The sequence below is a fragment of the Paraburkholderia sediminicola genome, from assembly GCF_046027825.1.
In the GTDB taxonomy this organism is placed as follows: Bacteria; Pseudomonadota; Gammaproteobacteria; order Burkholderiales; family Burkholderiaceae; genus Paraburkholderia; species Paraburkholderia sediminicola_D.
Window position 1 is genome coordinate 116,430 of sequence record NZ_JAQQDU010000018.1, and the last position, 6,459, is coordinate 122,888.

General features: G+C 63.3%; 4 protein-coding genes. 3 read left to right on the plus strand and 1 reads right to left on the minus strand.

What is annotated here, in order from left to right; translation table 11 throughout:
• Nucleotides 1-288: 288 nt before the first annotated feature.
• The 3 genes from PQQ96_RS12905 to PQQ96_RS12915 all read left to right on the plus strand — a co-directional run bounded on the left by PQQ96_RS12905 (nt 289) and on the right by PQQ96_RS12915 (nt 3,747).
• Nucleotides 289-1,953: a DUF2300 domain-containing protein gene (locus PQQ96_RS12905; protein WP_408292144.1), complete on the plus strand. Its 1,665-nt coding sequence runs from the start codon at nt 289-291 to the stop codon at nt 1,951-1,953.
• A 158-nt stretch (nt 1,954-2,111) separates the two neighbouring features.
• Entirely contained in the window at nt 2,112-2,930 is an 819-nt protein-coding gene (locus PQQ96_RS12910; RefSeq protein ID WP_408292146.1) for a YfaP family protein, read from the plus strand.
• Nucleotides 2,931-2,952: 22 nt separating this feature from the next.
• Complete coding sequence (locus PQQ96_RS12915) at nt 2,953-3,747, plus strand: YfaP family protein (RefSeq protein ID WP_408292148.1); 795 nt, start codon at nt 2,953-2,955, stop codon at nt 3,745-3,747.
• Nucleotides 3,748-3,955: 208 nt separating this feature from the next.
• Here PQQ96_RS12915 and rpoD read toward each other — a convergent pair whose 3' ends face one another.
• Entirely contained in the window at nt 3,956-5,959 is a 2,004-nt protein-coding gene (gene rpoD / locus PQQ96_RS12920; RefSeq protein WP_408292150.1) for an RNA polymerase sigma factor RpoD, read from the minus strand.
• Between the last annotated feature and the right edge of the window lie 500 nt (nt 5,960-6,459).

Genomic DNA, 6,459 nt, shown 5'->3' on the forward strand with positions numbered 1-6,459 from the left:
GCAGTGACGTTGCGGGTCGCACTCGCTGTGGGGGTGGGGTACGTTTTTGGCGGTGTGGGTGTGCCCGCGACCGCGGCTACTGCATCGCCGATCGCGTCGTTGGCGGCTGCGTCAGGCTCGTTGCCGACTTCGTCGCTAGCGGCTGCGCCAAGCTCGTTGCCGATTGCATCATCAAAGTCGGCGCCAGGCTCATCGTTCAATGCGCCGTCAACGTTGTCTCCAAGCTCGTCGCCGATTGCGTCTTCACAGTCGACGCCAAGCTCATTGCCAAAGTCGGCGTCAACCACAATGCCACCCGCCGCGCCGGCCGCACCCTCGGCGCAAACGCTGCACTTCGCCTGGTTGCGCGACGGCCAATCGCAGTTTTGGCAATTCAACGCCGGCGCCACCGGGGACGGACTTGCGCCGAAGTCCGCACACCCCTTGCCGTCGACACTGGAGACGCCGCTCGGCAGCGTGTGGAAGCTGTTCGTCTACGGCTATCTGGTCGACCGCAATATCGTCACGCCGGATTACACCTGCAGCGGCGGCGATCCCGAAGAAGTGTATTGCTGTATGACGGGCGGTCACATCGACCGCGAACATGCGCTGGTGCAATCGTGCGGACGCTTTTTCGAGCCCGCGCGCCTGCAACTCGATCCCGCCGATTGGCGCAAGTATTGGACGGCCGCGCATGCGCCCGCCTGGCTGCGTGACCTCCATGCCATGACGCCGACGCGCCGCGTGCCGGTAACCGATCTGCTCGCCGCATTGCAGGCGATGCCGGTACGGCCGCGCGAAGCGGCGGCGAGCACGCTGGTGTCAGTGCTGACGAGCGGGCGCGGTGAGGGCACCGTGTCACTGTACGGCAGCGTGCTGCGCGCCAAAACGTGGACAATGCCAGACCCGGCGCGGCCTGGCGCCTCGATCGGCGGAGCGGCGGGCTGGCTCGCCGACGGCACGCCGGTGTGGTTGGGCGGTCCAGGCGGTAGCGCGCGCGTGCTGGCGGCCGCCGCGCCGCGCATTGCGCCGTTGCTCACGCAAGTCACCGTACCGGACGACAACGGGTGCGTACTGGTCGATTTCTTCAGCCGTTATCCGATTCGCCAGGTACTTGGCGACAAAGGACCGGCAGCGGTGCCGGACGGTCCGCTGCGTGGCGATTTCCGGATCGGCTTTATCAACGGCAACTGGGCGCGTGTGGAAAGCCGTGGCGAGTTGCGGCTGGATCGCGACGCCGCAGGTGCGCCGCAAGTGGTCGGCCGCTTCGGCATGAATGACTATGTCGCGCGGGTGGTGGAGCGCGAAGGCGATACGAGCCAGCCGGAAGCGGCGAAAGCGTTGGCGGTGGCGGCGCGGTCCTACGTCGTGCAGCATGGCAATCACGATGAAGGTTGCTTTCGTATCGAGGACAGCAGCAGCACACAGCGCGTCCTGCCGCGCGCGCCGACCGCGGCCGCACGCCGCGCGGCTGATCTGACAGATTCGCTGGTGCTGATCGGCGTGCCGGTTCAGTATCACCACGACAAGGCTGCGCCCGGTCAGATGAGCTGGCTTGCCGCGAAGGCGTCCGCACAAACCGGCCTCACCTTCGACGCCATTCTCGCGCGCACCTGGCCGCAAGCGACCTTGACGTCGTTCGAGAGCCCGTTGTCCGGCGATTGCATCCAGGTGGCCGGCGCCCAGCAATGGCTGGCGCGCAACGCGCCGTTGTGGGCGCGGCGCATGGCCGGCGCGGCCGGCTACGAGACGCCCGATTTGCCGGCCGTGTGCGAGGTGCGCGAAGGACGGCCCTATGAGGACGCGCAGCGTAATCGGGTGTACGTTTATCGCTTGCAGACGGAGGAGGACCGTATCGCGTTGGCGCATGAATATATTCACCTCGCGTTCCAGCATCATCCGCGTGGCGTCGATGAAGCGTTTGTCGAACGTACCGCGCGTACGCTGATCCGCACGGACGATCCGATCCAATGAACACCGTCTTGCGCTCGCTTTCGCAAATGTTCCGCGTGCCGCTTGCAATGCGCCGCGTTCGGATTCCTGCGGCTGTTGCGTTGCCCTCACGTATGCGCCGCCGTCGGGTTCGCACGGTAATTACCTTGCCGCCTCTTACGCGCGGTTTTCGAATTCGCATGGCCATTGCTGCAGCCTCGGCTGTGCTGGTGGCGGCCACGGCAACGAATGTGCAGGCCGCAGGCGCGGATGGCGGTGGCGGTGCGGTTGCCGATCTCACCGGGGCGTTCGGCGGCTGGCGCCACAGCGGACTAACGAACGAAGGCGAGCAATTCGTCGCGGCGTATCCCCGGCCGCCGGTCGACCGTGGCGCGCAGCGCTATCGCACGCTGATCGAAGGACACCTGAAGCACATCGACAAACACGCGCGCAAGCCGCCGATGCTGGTCGTCAACGGCAACCCGACGCCGCTCTATACCGACGACGAAGGCGCATTCGCGCGTCCGTGGGCATTCGGCGCGGGTTCGAACAGCATCGAGTTTATTTCCGCCGACGGCAAGCAGCACCAGCGCATGCAGTTCTACGAAGCCGACAGCAGCAAGCCGCAGGCGAAGCTGCGCGCGATCGTCACGTGGGACGATCCGAAAGCGCAGGTGGATCTGCACGTGATCACACCGGACGGTCTGCACGCGTTCTTCGCCAACCCGACGTTCGAAGACGGCAGCGGCTTCGATGTCGATTCGGTGGATGGCGCAGGGCCGGGGATATTTTCATCGGCGGCGCCCGAGCACGGTACGTGGCTGTTCTTTCTGAACTACTGGGGCAACTTCGATTCGACCGGCTACAACTTCGACGCCGCCGCGCACGAGCGCGACGTGATTACCGCGACGTTGACGCTGGTGTTCAATGAAAACACGCCGAATGAGCGGCGTGAAACGATGGTCGTGCCGCTGCGCAAGATCGGCGACCTGATACTCGTGAAAAGCGAGCGACTCTGATAGCGGGATGGGAGCAGTGACAATGAAGGTCAAGGCGACGGGTTGGGTGAAGGCTGGCTTGGTGCTCGTCGTCGCCTGTTTGCAGGCTGCAACGGTGGCGCACGCGGGCGATATCGACTTCGGCGCACCGTTGAACGGCTGGCGCAACACCAGCGGCGACAGCGAGCGCTATACGCAGGACGTGCACTACCCGGCGGTGTCGGTGTCGACGCCGGAAGGGCAGTCGAAGTTTGCGATGATCGAAGGGCAAATCCGCAACGCGCCGAAGAAGAAGGGCACCACGGTGGGCACGCTGGTAGTCGACGGCACGCCGTTACCGCAACGGGTGGAAGAAGACGGCAAGTTCTCGCGGCCTTACGCGTTTCCGTCCGGCAGCAACAGCGTCGAACTGCGGGCGCCGGATGGGTCGCGCAAGCGTTTGCAGTTTTACGACGCCTACAGTGGCAAGACTCAGCCGAAGTTGCGCGTGGTGCTCGCGTGGGACACCGACGGCACCGATCTGGACTTGCATGTGGTGTCGCCCGACGGAGTGCATACCTGGTACGGGGATCGCGTTGCGCCGAATGGCGGCTCGCTCGACGTGGATGTGACGACCGGCTATGGGCCGGAGATTTACTCGTCGGCCGCGCCGCTAAAGGGCACGTATCTGGTCTACGTGAATTACTACGGCAACGGGAACAGCGGCAGCGATATGACCGTTGCTCAGATAACGATCATCACGAACGAGAATACGCCGAACGAGAAGAGCGAAACGATCCGCGTGCCAATGCGCAAGCCCGGCGAGCTGATGCTCGCGAAGACGTTTGTGATTCCTTAGCCTGGGGCGGTGTATTTTGCGTGCGGGGCTGTGTGCTCCGCCGCTTGCGACCTGGTGCGATCAGAGGGTGAAATCCCAACGCGCTCAACAGGTTGCGTGACTCTTGCTCAGGATATCCACAGGCTTGCGAACAATTTCTGTGGACAAATCGGGAGGGGGGGAGAGATGCGCTTGTCGTGCGTGGTGCACGACAAGCGCAGCGACCGGCTTAGCGGTCGAGGAACGACTTCAGGCGATCTGCGCGGCTCGGATGCATCAGCTTACGCATGGCCTTGCTTTCGATCTGACGAATCCGCTCGCGCGTGACGTCGAACTGCTTGCCGACTTCTTCGAGCGTGTGGTCCGACTTCGTGTTGATGCCGTAGCGCATACGCAGCACCTTCGCTTCGCGCGGCGACAGCGAGTCGAGCGCGTCGTCGATGGCGGCGCGCAAGTCGGCCTGCATCGCTGCGTCAGCCGGCGAGGAAGCCGCCGAGTCTTCGATCATGTCGCCGAGCGTGGCGTCGCCGTCATCACCAACCGGCGTTTCCATCGACACCGGCTGCTTGGCGATCTTCAGAATGCCGCGCACCTTCTCTTCCGACAGTTCCATGCGCTCTGCCAGCACCGACGGATGGGCTTCCTGACCGGTCTGCTGCAAGATCTCGCGCGAAATGCGGTTGAGCTTGTTGATCGTTTCGATCATGTGCACCGGCACGCGGATCGTGCGCGCCTGGTCGGCGAGCGAGCGCGTCACAGCCTGACGAACCCACCATGTTGCATACGTCGAAAACTTCCAGCCGCGGCGGTATTCGAACTTGTCCACCGCCTTCATCAAACCGATGTTGCCTTCCTGGATCAGGTCGAGGAACAGCATGCCGCGGTTCACGTACTTCTTCGCGATCGAGATCACGAGACGCAGATTCGCCTCGATCATTTCGCTCTTAGCCTTGCGCATCTTCGACTCGGCCGCGACCATCTGACGATTGATCTCTTTCAGCTGCTTGAGCGGCAGCGAAACGGTGGCTTCGATGTCGATCAGCTTTTGCTGTTCCGATTGGATCGCCGGCAGATGACGCTCCAGCGCCGCACCGAACGTCGACGCACCGCGCGCGGCACGTTCGGTCCAACCCAGGTCGGCTTCATGACCCGAAAACGACTCGATAAACTGCTCGCGCGGCATGCCGCTCTTCGCCACGACGATTTGCAGAATGCGGCGCTCGATCGCACGAACTTGCGCGACCTGGCTTTGCACGTCGCCGCACAGGCGGTCGATCGTGCGAGCCGTGAAGCGGATCTTGGCGAGGTGTTGCTGGATCTCTTCGCGGGCGCGCAGGTAAGCCTTCGAGCTGACGTCGCCGCGCGCGTGAGAGGCGTTCTGCTGGTCGGACAGGATGCCGACTTGCGCGAAAATTTCGAGGCAATCGCTGGTGAGTTGCTTCAGACGTGCTTCGTCCGCTGCCGAGGAGTCGGCCGGACCGGCATCGTCTTCGTCGTCGCTATCGCTGTCGTCATCGTCGGTTGCGTCGGCGTCAACGTCCGCTGCGGCGTCCGCGCTCGCGTTGGCTTCTTCCGCGGCGACCGTCTCTTCATTCAGACCGTCGACCAGTTCGTCGATGCGCAGTTCGCCGTCCGCGACCTGTTGGGCGCTCGCCAGAATGGCGGAGATCGCGAGCGGGCAAGCGGCAATCGCCTGCACCATTTCGTGAAGACCGTCTTCGATGCGCTTCGCGATCGCGATTTCGCCCGCGCGGGTCAGCAGCTCGGTTGCGCCCATTTCGCGCATGTACATGCGCACCGGGTCGGTCGTACGGCCGAACTCGGAATCGACGGTCGACAGTGCGACTTCGGTTTCTTCGTCTGCCTGATCGTCCGACACCACGGCGGGGGCGTTCGAGTTGAGCAGCAGGGTTTCCGCATCCGGAGCCTGCTCGTAGACCGCCACGCCCATGTCGTTGAAGGCGCTGACGATGCTGTCGATCGCCGCCGTCTGCGCGAAGTTGTCGGGCAGGTGGTCGTTGATCTGCGCGTGGGTCAGGTAGCCTTGCTCCTTGCCCAGCTGGATCAGCGCGCGCATCTGGCGCTGGCGCTCTTCGGCTTGTTGCGGCGGCAGTTCAGCCGCTACGGGGATCGCTTTGCCTGCGCCTTTGCCCTTGGCTGTACGGCCTGCGGGCGCCTTGGCGGTGTATCCGGCATTTTCGTGTTGCGAATCTTCGCGATCAAAAGGGTTCACGTATTCTCCTCTAGAGGCTTCGCTATGAGACGCAAGACGCTACCGTCAGGCGTTTCGAGCATGCGGCTCAACATCACCTGAGTGACTCAACGCGGTTGTTTGGCTGTGCTCTTGGGGAGCAAAAAGATGAGCCCGCGCGAAGCGGGCCGATAGGAAATGTGCGAAATTCGCGCGGCTCGTAGTATATACGAGCTTGCGCATTCGCGCTCATTGTGAGCACACCATTTTGTTGTGTGCTCTTGTCGATCCCCGCTCGTGCCCCGCTGGTCATGGGCGGAGGCGCATCACGGGCGACGCGCCGACAGCTCACCGAGCCTAACGACACGCTTCCTACTATAGATGAACTCGGGCGTCCTCACACGGCGTACTCACAATCTGTTGCCTGCTATATATAGGGGCGCCATGCGCGGATGCAAGTTCTGGCGCTGATTCGCACTTGCCCCAAGGAAAATTCGCAGAAGGGGGTTGACGACGTGCCAGACGTTCGCCATAATCTCGTT

Coding starts and splice junctions, on each gene's coding strand:
- PQQ96_RS12905 (WP_408292144.1), top strand. CDS start 289: ATGCCACCCGCCGCGCCGGCCGCACCCTCGGCGCAAACGCTGCACTTC.
- PQQ96_RS12910 (WP_408292146.1), top strand. CDS start 2,112: ATGGCCATTGCTGCAGCCTCGGCTGTGCTGGTGGCGGCCACGGCAACG.
- PQQ96_RS12915 (WP_408292148.1), top strand. CDS start 2,953: ATGAAGGTCAAGGCGACGGGTTGGGTGAAGGCTGGCTTGGTGCTCGTC.